The organism is Haemophilus parainfluenzae (assembly GCF_003252725.1).
Taxonomy (GTDB): Bacteria; Pseudomonadota; Gammaproteobacteria; order Enterobacterales; family Pasteurellaceae; genus Haemophilus_D; species Haemophilus_D parainfluenzae_L.
The window spans coordinates 43,496-68,152 of record NZ_QEPO01000007.1 but is presented as its reverse complement, the minus strand read 5'-3'; the positions used below and the strand labels follow the sequence as shown (position 1 = coordinate 68,152).

Here is a 24,657-nt window from a genome sequence, read left to right as displayed (position 1 = left end):
AAGTGGCTAACCCTGACAATCTAAAATCTGCTAAAGGTAATAGCAACACCGATACAGATGAAGGTGAGGGTGATCAGCAACCTGAGAATGTACCAGACTTGCCAGAGCTTCAAACATCAGCATTAAATGATGGTTCTGTTGATTTAATGGCGGATGCGAAAGACGGTGCGGCAAAACAAGAGTATGCACCTCGCGTGATTAGCGGTGAGTTAGCCTTCTTAATTCGTAGCGCATTAAATACGGCGATTTATGGTGAACAAGGACTCAGTTGGAAAGGTACCAGCTGGCGTATTGCTCAAAGTATTAAGCGTAGTGATATAGGTGGTAAAACCGGTACCACCAATAGTGCGAAAGTTGCTTGGTATGCAGGTTTTGGTGCTAACTTAGTGACAACGACCTATGTCGGTTTCGATGATAACAAACGCGTATTAGGTAAAGGTGAAGCGGGTGCGAAAACAGCAATGCCTGCCTGGGTTGCTTATATGAAAGCTGCACTTTCTGATGTACCAGAACGTCAACTCACACTTCCACCAAATATCATGGAAAAAACCATTGATAGTAACTCTGGTTTACTTTCTGAAGGTGGTGGCCGTAAAGAATACTTTATCGTTGGTACCGAGCCTAAACGTACTTACATTGCGGAAATGAAAGAGCGTGGTTATTATGTTCCACCAGAGTTGCAACAACGCTTGAATGGCGGAACAGGTAAAACCAAAGACGCGATTCCTGCAACGCAACCAGAAGAATTATTCTAACCCTGATTTAAATACTAAAAGTGCGGTTAATTTTGACCGCACTTTTTTACATCAAAAGGACAAATCATGTTAAGTTATCGTCACAGTTTCCATGCAGGCAATCATGCTGATGTATTAAAGCATATTGTATTAATGCTGATATTGGAAAATCTTTCGCTAAAAGAAAAAGGTTTTTACTATCTCGATACCCATTCTGGGGTCGGACGCTATCGTTTAAGTTCTAACGAATCAGAAAAAACCGGCGAATACAAAGAGGGAATTGGGAGACTTTGGGAAAGAACAGATTTACCCGAAGAAGTAGCTCGCTACGTAGATCTCATTAAAAAGCTCAATTATGGCGGTAAAGAATTACGCTATTATGCTGGCTCACCAATGATTGCCGCGCAATTATTACGTCCTCAAGATCGTGCATTACTAACAGAATTACATCCAAGTGATTTTCCATTATTACGCAATAATTTCAAAGAATTTAAAAATATCACCACAAAATCAGAAAATGGTTTCCAACAACTCAAAGCGACGCTTCCACCAAAAGAACGCCGTGGCTTAGTGCTTATTGATCCGCCTTATGAATTAAAAGAAGATTATGATCTCGTAGTGAAAGCGATTGAAGAGGGTTATAAACGTTTTGCGACAGGCACTTATGCGATTTGGTATCCAGTGGTACTTCGCCAACAAACAAAACGCATTTTTAAAGGATTAGAAGCAACGGGAATTCGTAAAATTTTGAAAATTGAATTGGCTGTTCGCCCTGATAGCGATCAACGTGGTATGACCGCAAGTGGAATGGTGGTGATTAACCCACCTTGGCAATTAGAACAGCAAATGAAATCTATTTTGCCTTATTTGACCCAAACGCTCGTCCCTGAAGGTACGGGAAGTTGGACAGTGGAATGGATTGTACCGGAATAATCCATTCCAAAATCTCGGTCAAAATGACCGCACTTTTAAATTTTAATTTTATTAGAATACAACACTAAGCAAAGTGCAATAACCATAATTAAAATCGCGCCTGCGAATAAGATAGTATCAACTGAGCTCTCATGATTCACAATAATCAGGCGCAACATAGCGGTAATCCCCGCGTAAATAAAATAACGCAAAGGAAAGTGATAGCCGCTTTTAAAATATTGCACGATTAGGCCAATAAAACCGAAATATAAGAAAAACATCACGGCTTGTTCAGCAACATCATAAGGCACTACGCTTGATGTATTGAACACCATAATTGCTAAGGTATAGGTGATTTTAGCTAAAGCAATAATCAACACTAAAGCCAAAGCAATAAGTGAAAAACTTAATATCACTTTTAATACACTAGTCACTACTCTAGGTAGCTTTTCTAGTTCTTGAGATTCTTCCATAAAGTTCCTTTTTTTGTTTTTTAAAATGACGAAAGATGCGTATTTTAAAGGAATGTGATTTAGTGGTAAATAGCCAAATTTAATCAAATAAAAAAGGCAGAGCTCTCTGCCTTTTCTTTTTTATATTAATGAAATGAATAATTACTCATCTAAGAAACTTCTTAAGGTTTCTGAACGACTTGGATGACGTAATTTACGTAATGCTTTTGCTTCAATCTGACGAATACGCTCACGAGTTACGTCAAATTGTTTACCCACTTCTTCGAGTGTATGGTCAGTATTCATATCAATACCAAAACGCATACGTAATACTTTTGCTTCACGAGGTGTTAAACCTTCTAACACTTCATGAGTCGCCACTTTCAAGCTTTGTGCGGTTGCAGAATCTAATGGCAATTCAAGGGTTGAGTCCTCGATGAAGTCACCTAAATGTGAATCATCGTCATCACCGATTGGGGTTTCCATAGAAATAGGTTCTTTCGCAATTTTAAGCACTTTACGAATTTTATCTTCTGGCATACCCATGCGCTCAGCAAGTTCTTCTGGCGTCGCTTCACGTCCCATTTCTTGTAACATTTGACGAGAAATACGGTTTAATTTGTTAATCGTTTCAATCATATGAACAGGAATACGGATTGTACGCGCTTGGTCAGCAATGGAACGAGTAATAGCCTGACGAATCCACCAGGTTGCATAGGTTGAGAATTTATAACCACGACGGTATTCAAATTTATCTACCGCTTTCATCAAACCAATATTCCCTTCTTGAATTAAATCCAAGAATTGTAAACCTCGGTTGGTATATTTTTTCGCAATAGAAATCACCAAACGCAAGTTAGCTTCAACCATTTCTTTTTTCGCACGTCGAGCTTTTTGTTCACCACGAGATACCGCATCGCAAATCTCACGCATTTGTTGAATGGTGAGATTCGTATGCTGCTCAATATTCGCTAAGTTATCTAGAGATAAACGGATACGCTCTTCATATTTTGGTAAGCGTTTTGCCCAAGCTTTTGTTGATTTTAACGCTTTTGCTACCCATGCATCACTGCTACCATTCGCAACAATAAGCGCCTCAAATTCATCTTTTGGCATACCCGCGATATCAACTAATACTTTTTGTAGTTGACGCTCTTCTGAACGTACACGTTTCATCATATTCTTCATTGATAAAACAAGTACATCAAATTGTTTTGGCACTAAACGGAATTGTTTAAAAATATCTGCGAGTTGAGCAATTTGATCTTTTGCACGTTTACCACTGCGACCGTGTTTTGCAATAGTTGCTAATGTTTTAGTATGTTGCTCTCTTAATGCGGCAAATCTTTCACGCGCCACTTCAGGATCGATGCTATTATCTGAATCGCTGTCATCAGAACTTGAGCTGTTATCGCTTTCATCTTCCTCATCGCTCTCATCAACGTCCGCAGCAGATTCGGCACTTTCATCTTCATCAGCAAAATTTTCATCAATGTTTGCGGTTTCCTCTTCTGGAACATTTGGATCCACAAAGCCTGTGATTAAATCAGCTAAACGATAATTGCCCGCTTCAACTTGGTCATAATTATCTAATAATTCAGTTAACGCTTCTGGGTAAGCTGCAATCGCAGTTTGGACTTCATCGATCCCTTCTTCAATACGTTTTGCAATGCTGATTTCATCTTCACGGGTAAGGAGATCAACGGTACCCATTTCACGCATATACATACGCACAGGGTCGGTTGTACGACCGATTTCAGATTCCACATTTGATAAAATTTGCGTTGCTTCTTCCACAGCATCTTCATCTGGAATCGTGTCATTCAACATCATTTCGTCACTTTCCGGTGCTTCATCCAGAACCGGAATACCAGCATCATGCTGTAAAGTTTGCAACAACTTATCGTAATATTCTGGATCGATCAAATCTTCAGGAAGCAAGTCATTGATCTCAGCATAAGTTAAATAACCTTGCGTACGACCTAATTCCATAAGCTGTTCAATTTGTTCTGAATATTGCTCGGCGGTAGATTGTTGATTTTGTTCCATTTTTATTCCCGTTTTGCGTTATTTTTGGAAGATAAAAGCCCTTGTTTTGAACAGGAGATTTTACCATTGTTATGACGGATTAACTAACTGTTTTTTCTGCTCTTCTTTTCCCTTGAGCAAATTCACTAAAATTGCTCGTTCTTGATCAGTTAAGCCTTCCGCCCTTTCTTTGGCGATAAGCATCTCAATATCACGTTCAATTGCTTGAATATTCAATCGACGGTAGTTTTGAGAGAATGCATTAATGATTTCTAAGTCGTCTAATAGATGATCCCAAGACGCCAATATTTCAAGGGGCTTACTGAATTCTGTATCACGAAAATATTCTAAGATTTGCCCTGTTGTAATGCCTTCTCGTTCACGGCAAAGCGCGGTCAATTTTGCTAGTAATTCGTAACCTGCTTCATGCTTTAAGGCTTGCAACCCCACATCCGAAATACGATTCACTAATTGTGAATTCTGTAATAACAGCGAAATCACCACACGCATTGGCGTTTTCTTAATGGTTTTTTGTGGCGTTTTAGGTTTTGGTTCAGCCTTATCTATTTGATTTGGAACTAAGCTTTCAAGCTGTGATTGATCAAAGATCCCAAGCTTTTGCGCCAACATATTGCGTAATGACAAGCGCAACATATCACCAGGAATTTGACGAATTAAAGGCGCCGCGAGTGCGACTAATTTTCCTCTCCCTTCTTGTGTCGAGAAATCTACCTGCGGACTTAAATGCGCGAATAAGAATTCTGTGAGAGACTGGGCTTGCTCAATATATTCTTCAAACTTTTCTTTACCGTATTGACGAATATAAGTATCTGGATCTTCTCCATCAGGCAGGAAAATAAACTTAATTTGTCGCCCGTCTTCCAGATAAGGTAAGGCGTTTTCAAGTGCGCGCCAAGCGGCATCACGCCCCGCTCTATCACCATCGTAGCAGCAAATGACCTGCTCTGTTGAACGGAACAATAATTGAATTTGTTCCGAGGTCGTCGATGTTCCAAGGGATGCCACGGCATAATTGACACCAAATTGTGCTAATGCCACCACATCCATGTAGCCTTCAACCACCAGCAATTTTTCTGGCTCATCATTGATTTGCAAGGCTTCATACAAACCATAAAGTTCATTACCTTTATGGTATGTAATGGTTTCGGGTGAGTTCAAATATTTGGGTTTTTCATCCGTTAAAACACGTCCACCAAAAGCGACCGTACGACCACGTTTATCCCGAATCGGAAACATAATACGATTACGGAATTTATCGTACACATTGCCACGATCGTTACGAGAAAGCATACCTAAATCAAACAGCTTTTTCTGTTCTTCTCGATTTTTGCCAAATTGACGCAACACCGTATCCATCGCATTGGGTACATAACCAATTTGAAAACGAGCAATAATTTCTGGCGATAAACCACGTTGCTGAAGATAGCTTTGAGCAGGAATATTTAGCGGGAGTTGAGCTTGATAAAACGACGCAATCTCTTGCATTAAATCGTATAAATTACGTTTTGTTTGATAGCTCACATCAGGTTTATTGCCGAATTGATTTGGGCGTTTTTCATAAGGCACTTCAAGCCCTGCCGAAGCAGCAAGTTCTTCAACGGCTTCAACAAATTCTAACTTGTCGTAATCCATTAAAAATGAAATGGCATTACCTTTCGCGCCACAGCCGAAACAATAATAGAATTGTTTTTTTTCACTTACCGTGAAGGAGGGTGTTTTTTCGTGATGAAACGGACAACAAGCTTGATAATCTCGTCCCGCTTTTTTGAGTTTCACGCGCGCATTAATCACATCGACAATATTCGATTTTGTGAGCAGATCATCAATAAATTGGCGTGGAATTGAGCCTTTCATTGCCTTGCCTCCTTGAATACGTGCGAAAGTGCGGTTGATTTTGCGTGACTTTTTTCGATGAGTTTAAAGCAACAAAACCGTGATACCCAAAAGGTTTCACGGTTTGTCTTAACTCGAGTTAGAAAATACTACAAATTAGTATAAACGGGTATTGCGCGCGTTTTCGCGAGCGTTACGTTTAGCGTGACGTTTAGCAAGCGTTGCTTTTTCACGTTTACGGATTGTAGTTGGTTTTTCATAGAATTCACGAGCGCGAACTTCTGCTAAAATACCAGCTTTTTCGCAAGAGCGTTTGAAACGACGTAAAGCTACGTCAAATGATTCGTTTTCACGTACTTTAATTACAGGCATAAGCCAATCACCTCAATGAGTTTAATTTAATTGCAATTTTAAATTTTTATTACTGCCGAATGAACGGCAAATTCAATAAAGGACGCAATTCTAATCGATCTTCCCTGCAAAAGCAAAGGAAAGATCGCCTATTTGCTGAAAATTTGGCGTTTGAACTGGTTTAAGTGGGCTAAACAAGGTAAAATCTTTGCCAATTTTTTTAATAAAATGAGAAGAAAATGCGTATTTTAGGGATCGAAACCTCCTGTGATGAAACAGGTGTCGCGATTTATGATGAAGATAAAGGTTTAATTGCTAATCAACTCTACACGCAAATTGCCTTGCATGCGGATTACGGCGGTGTAGTGCCAGAACTGGCTTCCCGCGATCACATTCGCAAAACGGCACCATTAATTAAGGCCGCATTAGAAGAAGCCAATTTAACCGCTGATCAAATTGATGGTATCGCCTATACAAGTGGCCCGGGTTTAGTAGGCGCGTTATTAGTGGGCGCAACGATCGCGCGTTCACTGGCTTATGCCTGGAATGTGCCCGCTATTGGCGTACACCACATGGAAGGTCATCTACTTGCGCCAATGCTTGATGAAAATCGACCGCACTTTCCATTCATTGCTCTCCTAGTGTCAGGTGGACACACACAGTTAGTACGCGTTGATGGTGTAGGTAAATATGAAGTTATTGGTGAATCTATTGATGATGCTGCAGGTGAAGCCTTTGATAAAACCGCTAAATTATTAGGGTTAGATTATCCTGGCGGTGCGGCACTTTCACGTTTAGCCGAAAAAGGATCACCAGATCGTTTTGTATTTCCACGCCCAATGACGGATCGCCCTGGCCTTGATTTTAGCTTTTCAGGTTTAAAAACCTCAGCGGCTAACACCATTAATCAGGTGATCAAACAAGAAGGGGAATTAACCGACCAAACCAAAGCCGATATTGCCTTTGCCTTCCAAGATTCCGTTGTGGATACGCTCGCAATCAAATGTAAACGCGCCTTAAAAGAAACCGGTTATAAGCGTTTAGTGATTGCTGGCGGGGTGAGTGCAAACAAAAAATTACGTGAAACCCTTGGCACTATGATGAAAAATCTTGGTGGTGAAGTATTTTATCCGCAACCTCAATTTTGTACCGATAATGGTGCCATGATTGCCTATACGGGTTTCTTACGCTTAAAACAAGGTCAGCATAGCGATCTCGCCATTGATGTTAAACCTCGTTGGGCAATGACTGAACTCCCTGCAATTTAAGGAAAAATATGGAAAATATGATTAAAGTAAGAGCTATGCGTGCAGCCGGTATCGCTTGTTTCTTAGTGCTCGCGATTATTGGCGCATGGATTTTTACCACACCAAGTGGTGATATCGTTAGCGCGCTTTCAGCTGCCGGGAAAATGGTTGGCGGTGGTGCAACTTACGGCACCTTTATGCTAGCAGCCTGTCCACCTGTTGCAGGATTTATTGCCTATTATTTCTGGAAATGGGTGATTAAATAATGGCAAAACTCTATTTTTACTACTCTACGATGAATGCGGGCAAATCAACCACGTTGCTGCAGTCTTCCTATAACTATCGTGAACGCAATATGAACACCATAGTTTATACGGCAGCCATTGATGACCGCTTTGGATTAGGCAAAGTCACATCGCGTATTGGTATTCATGAAGATGCTAATCTATTTACATCAACGAGTGACCTTTTTGCTGAAGTGAGTCAACGTTTACAACAAGAAAAAATTCATTGTGTTTTAGTTGATGAAGCCCAGTTTTTAACGAAACAACAAGTGTATCAATTAAGTGATGTCGTGGATAAACTGAAGATTCCTGTGCTTTGCTATGGTTTACGAACAGATTTCCAAGCAGAGCTATTTGAAGGTAGTAAGTATTTACTTGCTTGGGCAGATCAACTAGAAGAATTAAAAACAATCTGTTATTGTGGACGTAAAGCCAATTTCGTTTTACGTTTAAATGAACAAGGTGAAGTCATTAAGGAAGGGGAACAAATCCAAATTGGTGGAAACGACTCTTATCTTTCGGTTTGCCGCTATCATTACAAAGAAAAGTGCGGTCAGCTTTAACCTCGTTTTTCAATTTTATACTCGGAGGACAATTTTATGCTAAAAAACAAAACATTCGGCAGTGCCTTAATCATTGCCGGCACAACCATCGGGGCGGGGATGCTCGCGATGCCATTAACCTCTGCCGGTATTGGTTTTGGTTACACCGTTTTCTTATTAGTCGGCTTATGGGCACTTTTGGTTTACAGCGGTTTGCTTTTTGTTGAAGTGTATCAAACTGCAGATCGCTTGAATGATGGCGTGGCAACTCTCGCGGAAAAATACTTTGGCATCACTGGACGTGTCTTAGCCACCTTTAGTTTGCTCATTTTACTTTATGCCCTTTCTGCAGCCTATATCACCGGTGGTGGTTCATTATTATCAGGTTTACCAACCGCTTTTGGTTTTGAAAGCCTTTCCTCCGAACTTTCTATCATTTTATTTACCGTCGTACTCGGTGCCTTTGTGGTTGTAGGTACAAGAGGTGTTGATGGTGCCACTCGCATTCTGTTCATCGGTAAATTAATTGCCTTTGCTTTTGTGTTATTCATGATGTTACCAAAAGTGTCTGTCGATAACCTGATGGCCTTACCTTTAAATTATGCTTTCGTGATCTCTGCAGCGCCAATTTTCTTTACCTCATTTGGGTTCCATATCATCATGGGCAGCGTAAACAGCTATTTAGATGGTAGTGTTACTCAATTCCGTAAAGCGATTTTAATTGGTACAGCGATTCCACTTGTAGCTTATTTAGTGTGGCAATTAGCGACTCACGGTGTATTAAGCCAGAATGAATTTGTGCAAGTGTTACAAGCGGATCCAACCCTTAACGGCTTAGTCAATGCAACACGTCAAATCACGAACTCCCACATCATGGGTGAAATCGTGCGTGTGTTCTCTGCACTTGCATTAATCACCTCTTTCCTAGGTGTCATGCTTGGGGTATTTGAAGGTTTAGGCGATTTATTTAAACGTTACAAATTGCCACACAACCGTTTGACACTTACTGTTGCTGCCTTCACACCACCACTTGCATTTGCCTTGTATTATCCTGAAGGCTTTATCGCTGCATTAAGCTATGCGGGCTTACTCTGTGCGTTCTATTGCTTAATTTTACCTATCGGACTAGCATGGAAAACACGTCAAGCAAATCCAAATCTGCCTTATCGTGTAATCGGTGGAAACGTAACCTTAGTGATAGCCTTAGTAATTGGCGTAATCATTATGATCGTGCCATTCTTAATTCAATCGGGTTATTTACCTGCAGTAGCAGGCTAAAGTGCGGTAGATTTTCAAGGCATTTTTCTCATAAAAGTAGGGCTTAAACGCCCTATTTTTTTATTTTCAAAAAATTTTCATTTTTTTTACCTCTCTTAATCTTTCCTTAAGATTCTCTTGTTTAAATATACTCATCGAAAGGCAAACAACCCAATCGATAAATAAATCTGAAAAATGTTAATCACTTAAGAAAAGATTAAGATTTGAATGATTTAATACATCTGAAAGCAAAACTTTCAACTTACTTTATGATTATCTTATTTAGGAGAACAAACTATGAAAAAATTACTTACTGTTGCAGCTATCGCATTATCTTCTGTTGCCGTATATAACACCGCAATAGCGCAAGGATTTAATGATGGCAATAATCAAGTCACTCAACAAGGTTTTGTAGATGAAAGCGTCATTGTAAAAACCGTTGCTGATGCATTAAGTGCCAATGATAACACTCCAGTTCGTTTAGACGGACAAATTGTAAAACAAATTGGTAAAAAGGATTTCTTATTTAAAGACGCAAGTGGAAAAGAAATCCAAATTGAAGTCAGCAAAAAAGCATGGAATGGTCAAACGATAGCACCTCAAGATAACATTCAAATTATCGGTAAAGTCGATAAAGAATGGAATAAAACAGAAGTTGATGTAAAACAAATCATCAAAAAATAACTAACAAAATGACCGCACTTTTCTTAAGTGCGGTTAAAAATCCCAAAGGAGAAGAGAATGGAAAACGTACAAACAATGTCAGATCTTATGCAGCAAATTCAACAACGAATTGATTCACTAAAAGCCTCTGCTATGCAGCAACAAACAGAAATGAAACAATCATTAAATGAATGTATTGAGCAAAGTGAAGCCATTCAAAATCAATTAGTTCAGAGCCAACAGCAATTAACATCACAATTGGAATACGGCACTGCAGTATTAATTGAACTGGAACAAGGGTTACAGCTAGATTTCAGTACAGAAATCGCCGAATTTGAACAGTTGTGTCAAAATGAAACCGCCGATACGGCAGAATTAACACAACGATTAGAACAGAATGTACAGGAAAAAATCACGTTCCAATTAAACGAATTAAAAGCCAAAACAGGTATTGCCTTACAAGAAATTGGTCAGGTGACACTCCATATTAAGCAGTTATTTGGGGCAGAAAAAAGTGCTAAAGTGAAAGGGTTGGCAAAATTAAAACAACGTTTATATAAACGCTTTGGTAAACAGATTATTGCTTCAAAAGAATGCTTGGCAAAACAACTGGAACGCGGAGCCAGTAAATTAAGAGCTTAAAATGTCTGCTATCGTTTATTAAGAAGAAAAGTTAAACCGCACTTAATCTTGAGATGAGATGAAGTGCGGTCATTTTTTTAGTATTTTTTCGATTGAGACGATTAAATCTGAGCCAGAAATTCTTCTTCCGTTAAAACAGCCACACCTAATTCTTGCGCTTTTGTCAGTTTAGAACCGGCTGCATCACCAGCAATCACAAAATCCGTTTTCGCTGAAACCGAGCCGCTCACTTTCGCGCCCATGTCTTGTAATAAGGCTTTAGCTTCATTACGTCCCATTTGAGTTAAGGTTCCGGTTAACACCACCGTTTTGCCTTTAAAGCGGTTTTCTGTCACTTCTTTGGTTTCCACGGTTTCCCAATGTACGCCTTGAGCGATTAAATCATTCACCACCGCGACATTATGTGGTTCATGCCAAAACGCCAAAATACGATTTGCCACCACTTCACCCACGTCAGGCACTTGCTGTAAGGCTTCTAAATCTGCATTTTGCAACGCTTCTAGGGTTTTGAAATGATTTGCTAAATTCAATGCTGTCGCCTCCCCCACTTCACGGATTCCTAAAGCAAAAATAAAACGTGCTAACGTCGTATTTTTCGCTTTTTCAAGGCTGGCTAAGGCATTTTCAGCCGATTTTGCACCCATTCTATCTAAACGAGTCAGTGTGGTTAAATCTAACTTGAATAAATCGGCTGGCGTATGAATTAATTCACGATCCACCAACTGTTCGATTAATTTACCCCCTACGCCATCAATATCCATGGCCTTGCGAGAAACGAAATGTTTAAGCGCTTCTTTACGCTGTGCTGCACAGAACAAACCGCCCGTACAACGCGCTACCGCTTCACCTTCAATACGAACAATGGCCGAATCACATACAGGACAAGTTTTAGGGAAAATGATCGGTCTCGCATCTGCTGGGCGACGGTCGTGTAATACGCCGATAATTTGTGGAATCACATCTCCCGCACGGCGAATCACCACCGTATCGCCAATCGCAATATCCAAGCGTTCAATTTCATCGCCGTTATGTAATGTGGCATTACTTACCGTTACCCCTGCCACAAATACAGGCTCTAATTTGGCTACAGGTGTAATAGCCCCCGTTCTGCCCACTTGGAATTCCACATCATTTAGGCGAGTTAATTCTTCTTGTGCAGGGAATTTATAAGCAATCGCCCAACGGGGCGCTTTGGAAATAAAACCTAATTTCTCTTGTAACGCAATATCATTGATTTTCAACACGGTACCATCAATATCGTAGCCAAGAGCACTACGTTTATTTTGAATATCACGATAAAAATCCAACACTTCATCTGTGCCGTTACATAAACGGATTTCTGGGTTTACCGGAATTCCAATAGACTTCAACCATTGCAAACGATCATAATGCGTATTCGGCAAATCTACCCCTTCGGCAATACCAATACCATAAGCATTCAATACCAATGGACGCTTACTCGTAATTTTTGGATCAAGCTGGCGCAACGAACCTGCTGCAGCATTACGTGGGTTAGCAAAGGTTTTCTCGCCTTTCTCTAAAGCCTGTTGATTTAAACGCTCAAAGCCTTCATGTGGCATAAACACTTCGCCACGCACTTCTAAACGTGCAGGTGGATTGTCCATTAAAAGCTGCAAGGGAATATTTCGAATTGTACGGATATTCGCTGTAATATCCTCCCCTGTTGTCCCATCACCACGGGTTGCGGCTTGAGTCAGTACGCCATTTACATACAAAATACTCACCGCTAAACCATCTAATTTCGGCTCACAGCAGAAAGTGAGTGGTTCAGGCAAACGAATAAGACGATCTTCAATACGTTTTACGAATGCATAAAATTCCTCGTCTGAAAAGGCATTATCCAAAGACAGCATTGGAATTTCATGACGAATTTGTGCAAAACCAGAAAGCGGTTTGGCGCCCACACGTTGAGTAGGTGAATCTGCCGTAATGAGTTCCGGATGGGCGGCTTCTAAGGCTTTAAGTTGATGAAATAAACGGTCATATTCCGCGTCAGGAATCGTTGGGTTATCCAATACATGATATTCATATTCATAACGACGAAGATCCTGACGTAATGTATCAATTTGTTGCTGAAGGCTCATAATGTTCTCTAACGGTTTACTCATTGAATTAAAATGGGCGAACCATCGGCTCGCCCAAAGTGCGGTTATTTTTTCATGCTTTTTATGCGATGCGAGATAAGTAATCCTGCTCAGCCATATCATCAAAAATCTCTTGCTGATCAGTCAATACCACACCACCTAAATCTTCTGCGATGGTTTTCGCTGCGCGAATCATCATACGTAAGTTAGCCAAATTATTACCTGGAGATGGCAACTGCATAAAGAGCACTACACCCATGGTTGAAAACTCGGCCATATTGTAATAATCAAACGTACCTGGTTGTTCAATGTTTGCCACGCTAAATAACACTGGGCTTGCCACACTTAAATCAAAATGGCGGTGATACATTTGACGCTCGCCAAAAATAAAACCGAGGTTTTCTAAAGATTGAGATAATTGTGGACCATAGAATTCACGATTTTGATTCGAAATCACATAAAGTTGAACAAAACCGGTGGTTTGTTTTGGTTTTTCTACTTCTACTGGTACTGGTTCGTGATAGTTAAAATGCACGTTCTCATGAGTAGGTTCTTGAGTTGGATTTAATGACATCTCAGCTAATTGCTCACGCAATTCAGGTGAAGAAGAATTCACACCGTCAAAATCATTGCTTTGTGCTTCTAATTCTTCGATTGTCATTTCTGCTACACGCGGTTTTGGTTGTACATTCGTTTCAGGATAAACCACGGGTTCTGGTTGTGGAGCTGGCGCAGGAGCAGGTTGCGTTGTATTCATCTCATAAACCGGCTGATTTGGTAAGGAGATTTTAATATCATCCACGCTTTTTTCTATTTGACGCGCATCCACTTGAGCACGTTGCTCATCAAAATTAAATTGCTGTTGGCTTGTCGCCTGTGGTGCCACTTTAGGTTGAACATGTTGTTGTACAGGCTGCGCCGCTTGAGCACGATGTGTTAAACGAATATCCGCATTAGGATCAGCAGCTTGCGAAAAAGGATTGACCTCACCGTTTTTAGAAGTGCGGTTAAATGTGTTCGCGCTTTTAAAATATTTTGATTTCTCACGGCGATTTGACCATAATCCGTGTACCACTAAGGCAATTAAAGCAATTACCCCTAAAATAATCAAAATGGTATTTAAGTCCATTCTTGTTGCTCCTTAACGCAATGATTTTTGCTAATCCTATCACATTTCCACAGGTGAAAAAATAGGAAAGCAAACAAGAGATTAAAAGGGATGAGATGGAATTTTTCTCAAAAAATATTGTCTTTCTGTGACATTTTGTATTTTTTACTTTTCAATTTAAAGGAACAATGATGATCGATCAAAATGAAATAAAATCTGCTTTCAATCATTTCGTGATGGGTTGGCATTTTATTACACAAAAAGGCCTACGCCGTTTTGTGATTATGCCAATTTTACTTAACGTCGTTCTACTTACAGGCTTATTCTGGCTATTTGTCTCACAAATCTCCACGATGATTGACTGGGTGATGAGCTTTATTCCAGATTGGCTAAGCTTTTTAAGCGTGATTTTGCTTGTGTTGTCTATTGGCTCAATTCTCTTATTTTTCTATTTTGCCTTTACAACGCTTTCAGGCTTTATTGCCGCGCCGTTTAATGGATTGTTAGCAGAAAAAGTCGAAAAAATGCTAACTGGAGAAGCAGTTAATGATGATGGTTTTGCCGAAATTATGAAAGATGTGCCACGTATGCTAAATCGTGAATGGCAAAAACTATGGTACAGCTTACCGAAATTTGTAGGCTTGTTCTTATTGAGTTTTATCCCTGTTATCGGACAAACCATTATTCCTGTGCTGACATTCTTATTTACCTGTTGGATGATGGCAATTCAATATTGTGACTATCCGTTTGATAACCACAAGATTTCCTTTGGCATCATGAAAAATGCATTAGGCGAAAGACGCACACAAAGCCTGACATTCGGAGCATTAATCACCCTTTGTACCGCATTACCGATTGTTAATTTAGTCGTTATTCCCGTTGCAGTCTGTGGCGCGACCGTAATGTGGGTCGAAAATTATCGCTCACAATTAAAATTTGATATGAATTTTGACCGCACTTCGGGTTCAACACAAATTGTGACACATTCTAGTAGTACTGAAATTAAGCCTTCAGGAAATAGCATCGTGAATAAATAGCATTTAGTTATAAAATATAGCTATTAACTATTTTTTTTATATAAAAACCGGTGTTATAACTACTGCATCAACTCATTCACAAATATAAAAGGACAGTAAAATGACAATTTATGCAGATAACTCATACTCAATCGGTAATACGCCATTAGTTCGTTTAAAACACTTCGGACACAATGGCAACGTTGTCGTAAAAATTGAAGGTCGCAACCCAAGCTTTAGCGTGAAATGCCGTATTGGTGCCAATATGATTTGGCAAGCAGAAAAAGATGGCATTTTAACGGCAGGTAAAGAAATTGTGGATGCAACCAGCGGTAACACCGGTATTGCTTTAGCTTATGTAGCTGCTGCACGTGGTTATAAAATCACCTTAACCATGCCTGAAACCATGAGTCTTGAACGTAAACGTTTATTACGTGGTTTGGGCGTCAATCTTGTGCTTACTGAAGGTTCAAAAGGGATGAAAGGTGCGATTGCCAAAGCAGAAGAAATTGTGGCGTCTAACCCAAATCATTATGTGATGCTAAAACAATTTGAAAACCCGGCTAACCCGGACATTCACCGTCAAACTACTGGTGAAGAAATCTGGAAAGATACGGAAGGTAAAGTTGATGTCGTAGTGGCTGGTGTCGGTACCGGCGGTACAATTACCGGTATTTCTCGTGCGATCAAATTAGATCACGGTAAAAAAATCACCTCTGTGGCGGTTGAACCAGCAGAATCACCTGTTATTAGCCAAACCCTTGCAGGCCAAGAAGTGAAGCCAGGTCCACACAAAATTCAAGGTATCGGTGCGGGCTTCATTCCGAAAAACTTAGATTTATCATTAATTGATCGCGTGGAAACTGTAGATAGCGATACGGCAATTGCGACTGCTCGTCGCTTAATGGCTGAAGAAGGTATTCTTGCGGGTATTTCTTCTGGTGCGGCTGTGGCAGCGGCTGACCGCTTAGCAAAACTACCAGAATTCCAAGATAAATTAATCGTCGCGATCTTACCTTCGGCTTCAGAACGTTATTTAAGTACGGCGTTATTTGAAGGAATTGAGGCTTAATCTATTGATTGAATTCATTTTATCTAAGGTCTGTTTTTACAGACCTTTTTTGTTTATTAATTAAACAATTTCTATTTAATATAACTAAAGGAAATAATTCATAAATAAATAATACTTTTCTTTTCTTTTCCGCTTCTTATAATTCATTTCACTTTCGTTATTTATCTAAAAAAGGAATACTTATGAAAAAATCATTTTTTAGCACCGCACTTTTAGCGGCTGGATTAGCTCTTTCTACTTTTGCTAACGCAGGTGAAATTGCTGATCGCGTTGAACAAACTAAAACCTTATTAGTCGGTACTGAGGGAACTTACGCACCATTCACTTTCCACGACAAAGATGGCAAGTTAACCGGTTTCGATGTGGAAATTATCGAAAAAGTTGCGCAAAAATTAGGTTGGAAAGTTGAATTTAAAGAAACCGCTTGGGATGGCATGTATGCTGGTTTAAATGCAAAACGCTTTGATGTTATTGCGAACCAAACCAATCCAAGCCCAGAACGTTTAAAAAAATATGATTACAGTGCACCTTATAACTACTCTGCTGGCGTCATCGTGACGAAAGTCGATAACGATAGCATTAAATCATTCCCTGATTTAAAAGGTAAAAAATCTGCACAATCTGCAACCAGTAACTGGAGCAAAGATGCACGTGATAATGGTGCAATTATTGTGACTGTTGATAGCTTGGCACAAAACCTTGAAGCAGTAAAACAAGGCCGTGTTGATGCAACAGTAAACGATAAACTCGCAGTATTAGATTATTTTAAAAAACAACCTAATGCAGGTTTAAAAATTGCCGTAGAAAGTGATAAAAAAATCCCGACCGGTTTTGCTTTCTTGAAAGGTGAAGAACCGCTTATTGCGAAAGTGAACCAAGCACTTGAAGAACTACGCAAAGACGGAACTTTAAAACAACTTTCAATCAAATGGTTTGGCGATGACATTACTCAATAATTGGTTAGCAAGCCTTCCATTTATGACCGCAGAACGAGCTGATTATGTAATCAGCTCGTTTTGGCCTATGATGGAAGGGGCAATTTTATATACGATTCCCCTAGCGGTCATTTCTTTCTTTTGCGGTTTATTCATTGCTGTCATCGTGGCTGTAATTTGCACATTGCCGCATCCCAATTTAATGACGAAAATTCTACAGAGCATCTGTCGCACTTATATTTCAATTATTCGCGGCACGCCAATGTTGGTACAGATCTTCATTATTTTCTACGGTTTACCTGAAGTTGGCATCAAACTTGAGCCTTTCCCAACTGCAATTATTGCCTTCTCCATTAATATTGGTGCTTATGCAGCAGAAACCGTGAGAGCCTCCATTCTTGCGATTCCTAAAGGTCAATGGGAAGCCTCTTATGCGATAGGAATGAATTATACACAAGCTTTCGTGCGTACCATTATGCCGCAAGCTTTACGCATTTCCGTCCCTTCACTATCAAACACATTCATTAGCACAGTGAAAGATACGTCTCTGGCTTCACTCGTTTGGATTGCGGAGTTATTCCGTGTGGCGCAAAACATCACGGCTGAAAACTATGAGTTTATTTTAATTTATAGTGAAGCAGCTCTCATTTATTGGGTATTCTGTTTTGTGCTGTCGATGGGGCAAACCCGTTTAGAAAAACGCCTTTCTCGCCATTTATAAGGACTGGTTATGTTAAAAGTCACGAATATTCAGAAAAGTTTTAATGGCCACCATGTATTAAAAGGCATTGATTTTGAAATTAATAAAGGTGAAGTGGTTGCCATTCTGGGTCCATCAGGTTCAGGCAAGACAACTTTTTTACGCTGTTTAAATTTACTCGAACGCCCGGAAAAAGGGGTATTAGCATTTACTGATGGAAGCTTAACTATTGATTTCAGCAAAAAGATCAGCAAATCCGATGAACTAAAATTGCGTCGACGTTCCTCAATGGTGTTCCAACAATACAATCTATTTCCCCATCGCACTGCACTCGAAAATGTGATGGAGGGCATGGTGGTTGTGCAAAAACAACCGAAAGAGACTGCACGTGAAAAAGCCTTGGCATTATTGGAAAAAGTTGGTTTAAAAGCAAAAGCGGATTTATATCCCTCTCAACTGTCTGGTGGTCAACAGCAACGTGTCGGGATCGCCCGAGCTTTAGCAGTTAAACCCGATATTATCTTATTAGATGAGCCCACTTCTGCCCTCGATCCAGAGCTCGTTGGTGAAGTGTTACAGGCACTCAAAATGCTCGCACAAGAAGGTTGGACTATGATTATCGTCACCCATGAGTTGAACTTTGCCAAAGACGTAGCAGATCGCATGATTCTCATGGAAAATGGTCAAGTTGTTGAACAAAATACCGCGGTTGAATTCTTCAGTCGTCCACAGCAAGATCGCACCAAACAATTCCTATTGCAAGCTAAAATGCCAATGGAATTCGAAGATTATTGTATTTAATCAAACTTCTAAATATAAAAAGAGCGGTCAAAAAACACCATGAATTTTGACTGCTCTTTCTATTCGAATGAATTACATAATGGCGTTGTAGAATACTGCAGCTAAAGCCGCACCGATAAATGGACCTACAACAGGAACCCAACTGTATCCCCAGTCTGCTTTGGCCTTTAATGTGCCCCCAAGGAAAAGACCCAAGGTTAAACGTGGTCCAAGATCTCGAGCTGGGTTGATCGCATAACCGGTTGTGCCACCTAAGCTTAAACCAATTGCCCACACTAGAATGGCTACAGGTAATGCTCCGATAGAACCTAAACCAATTGGCGTACTTTCTGCTGTGCCAGGTAACGTAATATTTGCCCCTGCAAGGTAGAAAATTACGAAGACAAGTACGAAGGTACCAACAATTTCGTTCACTAAGTTGATTGGATAGTTACGAATTGCGGGTTCAGTACAGAAACAAGCGCGTTTTAAGCCCTCTTCTTCGGTCGCTGCAAAGTGATCTTTATACATAATGTAAACCAACAACGCACCTACCATGCCCCCCACAACTTGTGCCGCGATGTAGCCAGGGACCAGTTCCCAAGCAAATACACCTTTCATTGCCACACCAAGTGTTACCGCTGGATTTAAGTGTGCCCCACTGTAAGGACCTGTCACAACGACGGCCACATACACTGCAAATGCCCACGCGGTAGTAATCACAATCCAACCAGAACTTTGCCCTTTCGTTTTATTTAAACATACGTTGGCTACCACACCGTTACCTAACAGGATTAAAAGTGCTGTGCCAAAAAATTCTGCAAAATAGGCATTCATAAGAGAATCTCCAAATAATGATTAACTTAATGATTTCATTAAAGAAATCTTGATTTGCAATTCGTTTCGTTGTTTGATCAAATATTGAGATACTCAAAGTGAGTGGTTTCATTATCTAGTTTTAACCAATTAATTCAATAGATAAAACCGATCCATTTTCTAAAAATGAGAGAGCGATCACATTATTTTGTGCGTTAACGCAATCGTTTATATATTTTCAGGGCGAAATCTGTGACAGCTATCACAAAACAAAACATTGCTTGTTCCAATTAGATTCGAATTCAATTAAGTTAGGCTCGCAATTTGTTCGTTTAAGCTCAAAATTTCTTCATTCATTTAATGAGAGTGCCAAGCACTCTAAGGAATAGAACCATGACAGACAAAAAATACATCATCGCTTTGGACCAAGGTACCACAAGTTCTCGTGCAGTATTATTAGATCACAATGCGAATGTTGTCGAAATCGCCCAACGTGAATTTACACAAATTTATCCACGCGCAGGCTGGGTGGAACATAATCCAATGGAAATTTGGGCTACACAAAGTTCAACATTAAACGAAGTCGTTGCAAAAGCAGGCATTACCTCTGACGAAATCGCGGCAATTGGTATTACTAACCAACGTGAAACCACCATTGTGTGGGAAAAAGCAACCGGCACACCGATTTATAATGCGATTGTGTGGCAATGTCGTCGTACTGCAGATATTACGGACAAACTTAAAGCAGATGGTCATGAAGACTATATCCGCAATACCACAGGTTTAGTAGTAGACCCCTATTTCTCGGGTACAAAAGTGAAATGGATTTTGGATAATGTAGAAGGTGCACGTGAAAAAGCGGAACGCGGCGAACTTCTATTTGGTACTGTAGATACTTGGCTTGTGTGGAAATTAACCCAAGGCCGTGTTCACGTAACGGATTACACCAACGCATCCCGTACCATGTTATTTAACATCCATACGAAAAAATGGGATGACAAAATGTTGGAATTATTAAATATTCCACGCTCTATGCTACCTGAAGTACGTAATTCGTCCGAAGTGTATGGCCAAACCAACATCGGGGGTAAAGGTGGCGTACGTATTCCTGTTGCGGGTATTGCGGGTGACCAACAAGCGGCACTTTACGGCCATCTATGCACACGCGCAGGCCAAGCGAAAAATACCTATGGTACAGGCTGCTTTATGTTGCTTCACACCGGTGATAAAGCTATTACCTCTAAAAATGGTCTATTAACCACCATCGCTTGTAACGCCAAAGGTGAACCTGAATACGCACTCGAAGGTTCGGTATTTATTGCAGGCGCTTCAATCCAATGGTTACGTGATGAACTCAAAATCGTTCATGACAGCCACGACTCCGAATACTTCGCACAAAAAGTCCCAGATAGCAATGGGGTATATGTTGTACCAGCCTTCACTGGTTTAGGTGCACCATATTGGGATCCGTATGCACGCGGTGCAATTTTCGGTCTTTCTCGTGGTTCTAACCGTAACCATATTGTACGCGCAACCCTTGAATCTATTGCTTACCAAACCCGTGACGTATTAGAAGCAATGCAATCTGACTCTGGACAACGCTTACAATATTTACGTGTCGATGGCGGCGCAACCAACAATAACTTCTTAATGCAATTCCAAGCGGATATTTTGGATGTGAACGTAGAGCGTCCAGTGGTGAAAGAAGTGACTGCACTTGGTGCAGCTTACCTTGCTGGTCTTGCAGTTGGTTTCTGGAAAGATTTAGACGAGCTTCACGACAAAGCACGTGTAGAACGAACCTTTACACCAGATAATGATGAAGAAAAACGTGAACGTCGTTATAAAGGTTGGAAAAAAGCCGTTAAACGCTCATTAGAATGGGCAAAAGAAGACGCGGAATAATCCTTTCTAGCCAATAATAAAGAGCGGTCAAAATCGCTTGTGTTTTTGACCGCACTTTTATTTGGTATCTATATATCCTATGCTTGATAACAGGCAACATAATATCCAACATCTTTGTTATGATATTCATCTATAATATGTTTACCGCCTAGAGAAATAACTTTTTCCTGAGTCAGAATATATGAAAAAAATGCAAATTCATCATCCTCATCAGGTGAAACTATCTCAATAACTAGATGATCAGGAATTGTTATTTTATAAGAATAAAGCAACTCATCTGTTTCATTACTATATACTTCAATATATCTTCTAACTTTTGGACTCATATCATCTCTAAATATTTAACACTAAGGCTTTATGCAACCAACTCCAATGCTCTACAGAAGTTACTTTCATGATATTCCTTTCCTTGTCTATCGACCAAATAATGAAGCCCAAAATCCTTTTTTATTTTCAACTTTCTTTTGCTTCGCTTCTTCCATTCTTTGTTTGACATAATTTACCCAAACTTGATGGGGCGCATCAAAATCAAATAATTTCATAAAATCATAAGGAATTTTATATTCTGCTAATGGATTTATATCAATCAATTCTTTGGGTGCTATAGGGCTATCAATACCCAAATCAAAACCGTGGATTGCTGCGATTTTGGCATACATTAAAACTTGCGGTTGCAAGTAAAAATCAAAATGTAAAAGGGTGTCTTTTGCTGCTCGTTTAGCAAGCTTAAGTTCGAGTAATTTATCTAAAGCCTCTTGCATTCCTTTTATATTTTTATCTGCTAGTGCCACATAAAATTCATGATCAGGAATGCGCTTTAAATCACCACGGGCTTTTTTCTCATCATTTAAGAATGTGAGTGCGCGTTCTTTTAATAATTGCCAATCGCCACTTAATGCCAATAAAGTGTTCGCATTAAAAAAAGGTCTCGTATCAGTTCGTTTATAGGGGACTGAAATATCCACAATTTCATCACGATGTTTAATTAAATAATCAATCAACTTTTGATTATCTGAAAGCAAACTCATAAAAAAGAAATTTGTATTAATTCCGTTGTACGCCCATTGAAAATCATATTCAGACAAAATACCTAAGAAACCCGCAATAGAAGCATTTTCTTTAAATCCTAAAATATCATTTTCTAATAAATGCTTAGAGGCTAATGCTACATGATAATCTTTCAGCCAAAATATCAATGAAAATACATTTCCATTGAACTCTTCTATATGACTCAATACTAGTTTCAATTTTTTATTGTCAAATTCTACATATTCTTCAACCCTATCCAAAGTGAATTTCTTTGCATCACTGTAAGTCTTTGCAATATCACTACCTAAAAAAACTTTATACTTTTCCATATTTACACCTCTTACGACTAATTATTATTAGGAACTCTAACTGGTAATAACACAACTTTACCATTTGATTTATCTACACCTGCTATAATAGTTGATTCACTTAACATAAGCATCGTTGAAAATACGAAAGTGCGGTCAGTTTTTGAGAGGTTTAAAAACTCTTTGGAAATTGACCGCACTTTATATTTTGAGGAAATATATTACCGATAAATACTCGTACAATACGTCAGGGCTTCTCTTACAGCTTTTCCTAATTCTTCATCTGAAATATTCTTGTCATATTTAAATTCTAATGGTGAATTATCAGGAAGTGAAATTCCTGAATACCCACCAAGAGAATCCTGGTGAAGTGGCGCTATAATTATAAAACTAGCTTCTTGTTCTAAAGATAAAAAAGACATATCCTTATAGATCGATTTTTTATTTTTGTATCCATAGCGTTTTTTCATCTCCTCTTCGAGATTTTTTTGTAATCCTTTCATTTTTTCAGAATTAAAGATAGCCTGAAACTCTTCGAACGAAATTTCTTTACTTTCATTAAGCTTTTCTTTAATTAACTTTCCTAGATCTAAATCAGAAATATCAACTTCATTAAAAATAAAATCTTGATCTGGATCTGTCATTGCAATCATTCCTCTAATAAAAGAGGTAACTAATAAGAAATCTTTATTAATTCTAACAAAAGCAGCTTTAGGTTTGGTCATATCAATTTACCTTATTAACAATAATATTAGTTCCTTTCGATCTAGTATACATTAAACAATTACCTAATTTACCACTTTGACTTGTTATTCTATCTATAGTGATATTTCTACAGAAAAGTGAATGTGAAATTATAAGGTTTACTTAGAATAATCATCTTTGGAAACAAAAGTGCGGTCAAAATTTCTTATGTTTTTGACCGCACTTTTATTTGAAAAGTACTACATTTTAATTTTTACGTGAGTATTAACTCGCTTAAAACATCACTTACATACTGAAGAATCATATTCATAATGAAATTCAATATTAGGAAAATTGTGGTGTAATGTAATCAAATTACCATTTTTACAGTAAACATTTTCTCTAATTTCGGAATAACCTCGTTTAGACACAAAATCCTTATAATCACTTAACTCACCGAGCAGATGCAAACTAACCTTAACATACCTGAAGTCTACATTTTGATATTGAATTTTATCTTTAAATTGAAGGTTTATTGCCGTATAAAGACGCTCTCCCTCTTGTTTTCTAGTATAGTTTTTAGAAATTCCTCCTGACAAAACTCCATAAGCAAGTATTCCAAGATAAATAATTATAAATAAAGATATGAGATACTTATTCTTTGCTATCATCTTTTACCTTAAATATAAATTTATAGAAAATAATAAAACAGCCATATTTTATAGAAATATAACGTCATCCAGGAGAATATTTTTTAATATTTAAAATTATTGTTCACACTTGGATTTAAATCTATCAACTATACTGCTGCCGATACTTCTCTAAATTATCTTGAAAATGCTGAATATAGTACTCGATATCTTTTTCTCGGTAGCCAAGAATTCGACCGATTTCACGTTCAACTTTAGGATCAAAACCATTCACAGTGCTTGCAGGAAGTAACACTTCCATCTGTTCAGCGAGTGCAAGAGATTGAGGTAAATAGACAATAAAATCAGTTAAGCAAACATCATTTACATGACGTTGTACTGTTTTTGAATGAAGCATTCCTAGCTCAAGATAAGGGAGAAAGGCATCAGGAATACCAAGCTCCTGATTGAATAATGCCACTTGCTTTTCGCCCCTTAACATTAATTCCAGCTCCTTGCCTTCATGCGGCCCAAGAATACCTTTTTCCATAAGAATATTCCTTTCGTTGAAATAAAAAAGGGGATTGGATGATTGACCAAATCC

At 39.0% G+C, this 24,657-nt stretch carries 25 protein-coding genes and 1 pseudogene; 14 read left to right on the top strand and 12 right to left on the bottom strand.

Translation table 11 applies throughout. The annotated features are described in order from the left end of the window. Window positions 1-62 precede the first annotated feature (62 nt). Window positions 63-755: pseudogene (locus tag DPV85_RS10040) on the top strand (penicillin-binding protein 1A); the annotation flags it as partial. Between the two features lie 66 nt (window positions 756-821). Continuing rightward, on the top strand, window positions 822-1,667 hold the full coding sequence (locus DPV85_RS08330; protein ID WP_049373837.1) for a 23S rRNA (adenine(2030)-N(6))-methyltransferase RlmJ: 846 nt from the start codon (window positions 822-824) through the stop codon (window positions 1,665-1,667). Window positions 1,668-1,702: 35 nt separating this feature from the next. Here the strand turns inward: DPV85_RS08330 and psiE are convergent, their stop codons facing one another. From psiE to rpsU, 4 genes are all read right to left on the bottom strand, one after another. Beyond that, window positions 1,703-2,119, bottom strand: coding sequence for a phosphate-starvation-inducible protein PsiE (gene psiE, locus DPV85_RS08325; RefSeq protein ID WP_049365746.1), 417 nt, complete (start codon window positions 2,117-2,119; stop codon window positions 1,703-1,705). Between the two features lie 141 nt (window positions 2,120-2,260). Further along, on the bottom strand, window positions 2,261-4,147 hold the full coding sequence (gene rpoD / locus DPV85_RS08320; protein ID WP_111327701.1) for an RNA polymerase sigma factor RpoD: 1,887 nt from the start codon (window positions 4,145-4,147) through the stop codon (window positions 2,261-2,263). Between the two features lie 69 nt (window positions 4,148-4,216). Continuing rightward, complete coding sequence (gene dnaG / locus DPV85_RS08315) at window positions 4,217-6,001, bottom strand: DNA primase (RefSeq protein ID WP_111327700.1); 1,785 nt, start codon at window positions 5,999-6,001, stop codon at window positions 4,217-4,219. Between the two features lie 135 nt (window positions 6,002-6,136). Further along, window positions 6,137-6,352: a 30S ribosomal protein S21 gene (gene rpsU / locus DPV85_RS08310; protein ID WP_005694732.1), complete on the bottom strand. Its 216-nt coding sequence runs from the start codon at window positions 6,350-6,352 to the stop codon at window positions 6,137-6,139. Window positions 6,353-6,570: 218 nt separating this feature from the next. On the opposite strand from rpsU, the gene tsaD reads away from it, so the two are divergent. The 6 genes from tsaD to DPV85_RS08280 all read left to right on the top strand — a co-directional run bounded on the left by tsaD (window position 6,571) and on the right by DPV85_RS08280 (window position 10,966). Next, complete coding sequence (gene tsaD, locus DPV85_RS08305) at window positions 6,571-7,599, top strand: tRNA (adenosine(37)-N6)-threonylcarbamoyltransferase complex transferase subunit TsaD (protein WP_111327699.1); 1,029 nt, start codon at window positions 6,571-6,573, stop codon at window positions 7,597-7,599. 8 nt (window positions 7,600-7,607) lie between these two features. Further along, a complete protein-coding gene (locus tag DPV85_RS08300; RefSeq protein ID WP_049357145.1) occupies window positions 7,608-7,844 on the top strand; it encodes a hypothetical protein in 237 nt (78 codons plus the stop codon). Further along, window positions 7,844-8,425 carry a thymidine kinase gene (locus DPV85_RS08295; protein WP_111327698.1) on the top strand — a complete coding sequence of 194 codons (582 nt, stop codon included), beginning with the start codon at window positions 7,844-7,846 and terminating at the stop codon, window positions 8,423-8,425. Before DPV85_RS08300 ends, DPV85_RS08295 begins: the two co-directional genes overlap by 1 nt. Before the next feature lie 36 nt (window positions 8,426-8,461). Further along, the gene (locus DPV85_RS08290) at window positions 8,462-9,682 is read left to right on the top strand and encodes an aromatic amino acid transporter (RefSeq protein WP_070582944.1); all 1,221 of its coding nucleotides are present in this window, start codon (window positions 8,462-8,464) and stop codon (window positions 9,680-9,682) included. A gap of 276 nt (window positions 9,683-9,958) precedes the next feature. After that, window positions 9,959-10,345 (top strand): YgiW/YdeI family stress tolerance OB fold protein, encoded by a 387-nt coding sequence (locus DPV85_RS08285; protein WP_111327697.1) that lies wholly within the window; start codon window positions 9,959-9,961, stop codon window positions 10,343-10,345. A gap of 57 nt (window positions 10,346-10,402) precedes the next feature. Continuing rightward, entirely contained in the window at window positions 10,403-10,966 is a 564-nt protein-coding gene (locus DPV85_RS08280; protein WP_054420346.1) for a hypothetical protein, read from the top strand. A gap of 101 nt (window positions 10,967-11,067) precedes the next feature. Here the strand turns inward: DPV85_RS08280 and ligA are convergent, their stop codons facing one another. Both ligA and zipA read right to left on the bottom strand, forming a co-directional pair. Beyond that, a complete protein-coding gene (gene ligA / locus DPV85_RS08275; protein ID WP_207798043.1) occupies window positions 11,068-13,071 on the bottom strand; it encodes an NAD-dependent DNA ligase LigA in 2,004 nt (667 codons plus the stop codon). Between the two features lie 82 nt (window positions 13,072-13,153). Next, window positions 13,154-14,200, bottom strand: a complete 1,047-nt coding sequence (gene zipA / locus DPV85_RS08270) for a cell division protein ZipA (RefSeq protein ID WP_111327696.1) — start codon at window positions 14,198-14,200, stop codon at window positions 13,154-13,156. Between the two features lie 170 nt (window positions 14,201-14,370). Here zipA and cysZ point away from each other — a divergent pair, with 170 nt between their 5' ends. The 5 genes from cysZ (at window position 14,371) to DPV85_RS08245 (ending at window position 18,703) form a co-directional block, all read left to right on the top strand. Beyond that, a complete protein-coding gene (cysZ, locus tag DPV85_RS08265) occupies window positions 14,371-15,216 on the top strand; it encodes a sulfate transporter CysZ (protein WP_111327695.1) in 846 nt (281 codons plus the stop codon). A gap of 100 nt (window positions 15,217-15,316) precedes the next feature. Beyond that, on the top strand, window positions 15,317-16,267 hold the full coding sequence (gene cysK / locus DPV85_RS08260; RefSeq protein ID WP_111327694.1) for a cysteine synthase A: 951 nt from the start codon (window positions 15,317-15,319) through the stop codon (window positions 16,265-16,267). Window positions 16,268-16,449: 182 nt separating this feature from the next. Next, the gene (locus DPV85_RS08255; protein WP_111327693.1) at window positions 16,450-17,223 is read left to right on the top strand and encodes an amino acid ABC transporter substrate-binding protein; all 774 of its coding nucleotides are present in this window, start codon (window positions 16,450-16,452) and stop codon (window positions 17,221-17,223) included. Continuing rightward, window positions 17,207-17,923, top strand: a complete 717-nt coding sequence (locus DPV85_RS08250) for an amino acid ABC transporter permease (RefSeq protein ID WP_111327692.1) — start codon at window positions 17,207-17,209, stop codon at window positions 17,921-17,923. The genes DPV85_RS08255 and DPV85_RS08250 overlap by 17 nt, the downstream gene beginning before the upstream one ends. A 9-nt stretch (window positions 17,924-17,932) precedes the next feature. Further along, the gene (locus tag DPV85_RS08245) at window positions 17,933-18,703 is read left to right on the top strand and encodes an amino acid ABC transporter ATP-binding protein (protein WP_111327691.1); all 771 of its coding nucleotides are present in this window, start codon (window positions 17,933-17,935) and stop codon (window positions 18,701-18,703) included. Window positions 18,704-18,775: 72 nt separating this feature from the next. Here DPV85_RS08245 and DPV85_RS08240 read toward each other — a convergent pair whose 3' ends face one another. Continuing rightward, window positions 18,776-19,519, bottom strand: coding sequence for an MIP/aquaporin family protein (locus DPV85_RS08240; RefSeq protein WP_111327690.1), 744 nt, complete (start codon window positions 19,517-19,519; stop codon window positions 18,776-18,778). Window positions 19,520-19,891: 372 nt separating this feature from the next. Here DPV85_RS08240 and glpK point away from each other — a divergent pair, with 372 nt between their 5' ends. Next, on the top strand, window positions 19,892-21,403 hold the full coding sequence (glpK, locus tag DPV85_RS08235) for a glycerol kinase GlpK (protein WP_049374892.1): 1,512 nt from the start codon (window positions 19,892-19,894) through the stop codon (window positions 21,401-21,403). 77 nt (window positions 21,404-21,480) lie between these two features. Here glpK and DPV85_RS08230 read toward each other — a convergent pair whose 3' ends face one another. The 5 genes from DPV85_RS08230 to DPV85_RS08210 all read right to left on the bottom strand — a co-directional run bounded on the left by DPV85_RS08230 (window position 21,481) and on the right by DPV85_RS08210 (window position 24,603). After that, window positions 21,481-21,729 carry a DUF7683 domain-containing protein gene (locus DPV85_RS08230; protein ID WP_049369604.1) on the bottom strand — a complete coding sequence of 83 codons (249 nt, stop codon included), beginning with the start codon at window positions 21,727-21,729 and terminating at the stop codon, window positions 21,481-21,483. An 87-nt stretch (window positions 21,730-21,816) separates the two neighbouring features. Continuing rightward, window positions 21,817-22,761, bottom strand: a complete 945-nt coding sequence (locus tag DPV85_RS08225; RefSeq protein ID WP_111327689.1) for an Imm49 family immunity protein — start codon at window positions 22,759-22,761, stop codon at window positions 21,817-21,819. 200 nt (window positions 22,762-22,961) lie between these two features. Continuing rightward, window positions 22,962-23,465, bottom strand: coding sequence for a contact-dependent growth inhibition system immunity protein (locus DPV85_RS08220; RefSeq protein ID WP_049373798.1), 504 nt, complete (start codon window positions 23,463-23,465; stop codon window positions 22,962-22,964). A 261-nt stretch (window positions 23,466-23,726) separates the two neighbouring features. Next, the gene (locus DPV85_RS08215; RefSeq protein ID WP_049367587.1) at window positions 23,727-24,095 is read right to left on the bottom strand and encodes a hypothetical protein; all 369 of its coding nucleotides are present in this window, start codon (window positions 24,093-24,095) and stop codon (window positions 23,727-23,729) included. A 124-nt stretch (window positions 24,096-24,219) separates the two neighbouring features. After that, on the bottom strand, window positions 24,220-24,603 hold the full coding sequence (locus tag DPV85_RS08210; RefSeq protein WP_005694761.1) for a hypothetical protein: 384 nt from the start codon (window positions 24,601-24,603) through the stop codon (window positions 24,220-24,222). Window positions 24,604-24,657 lie beyond the last annotated feature (54 nt).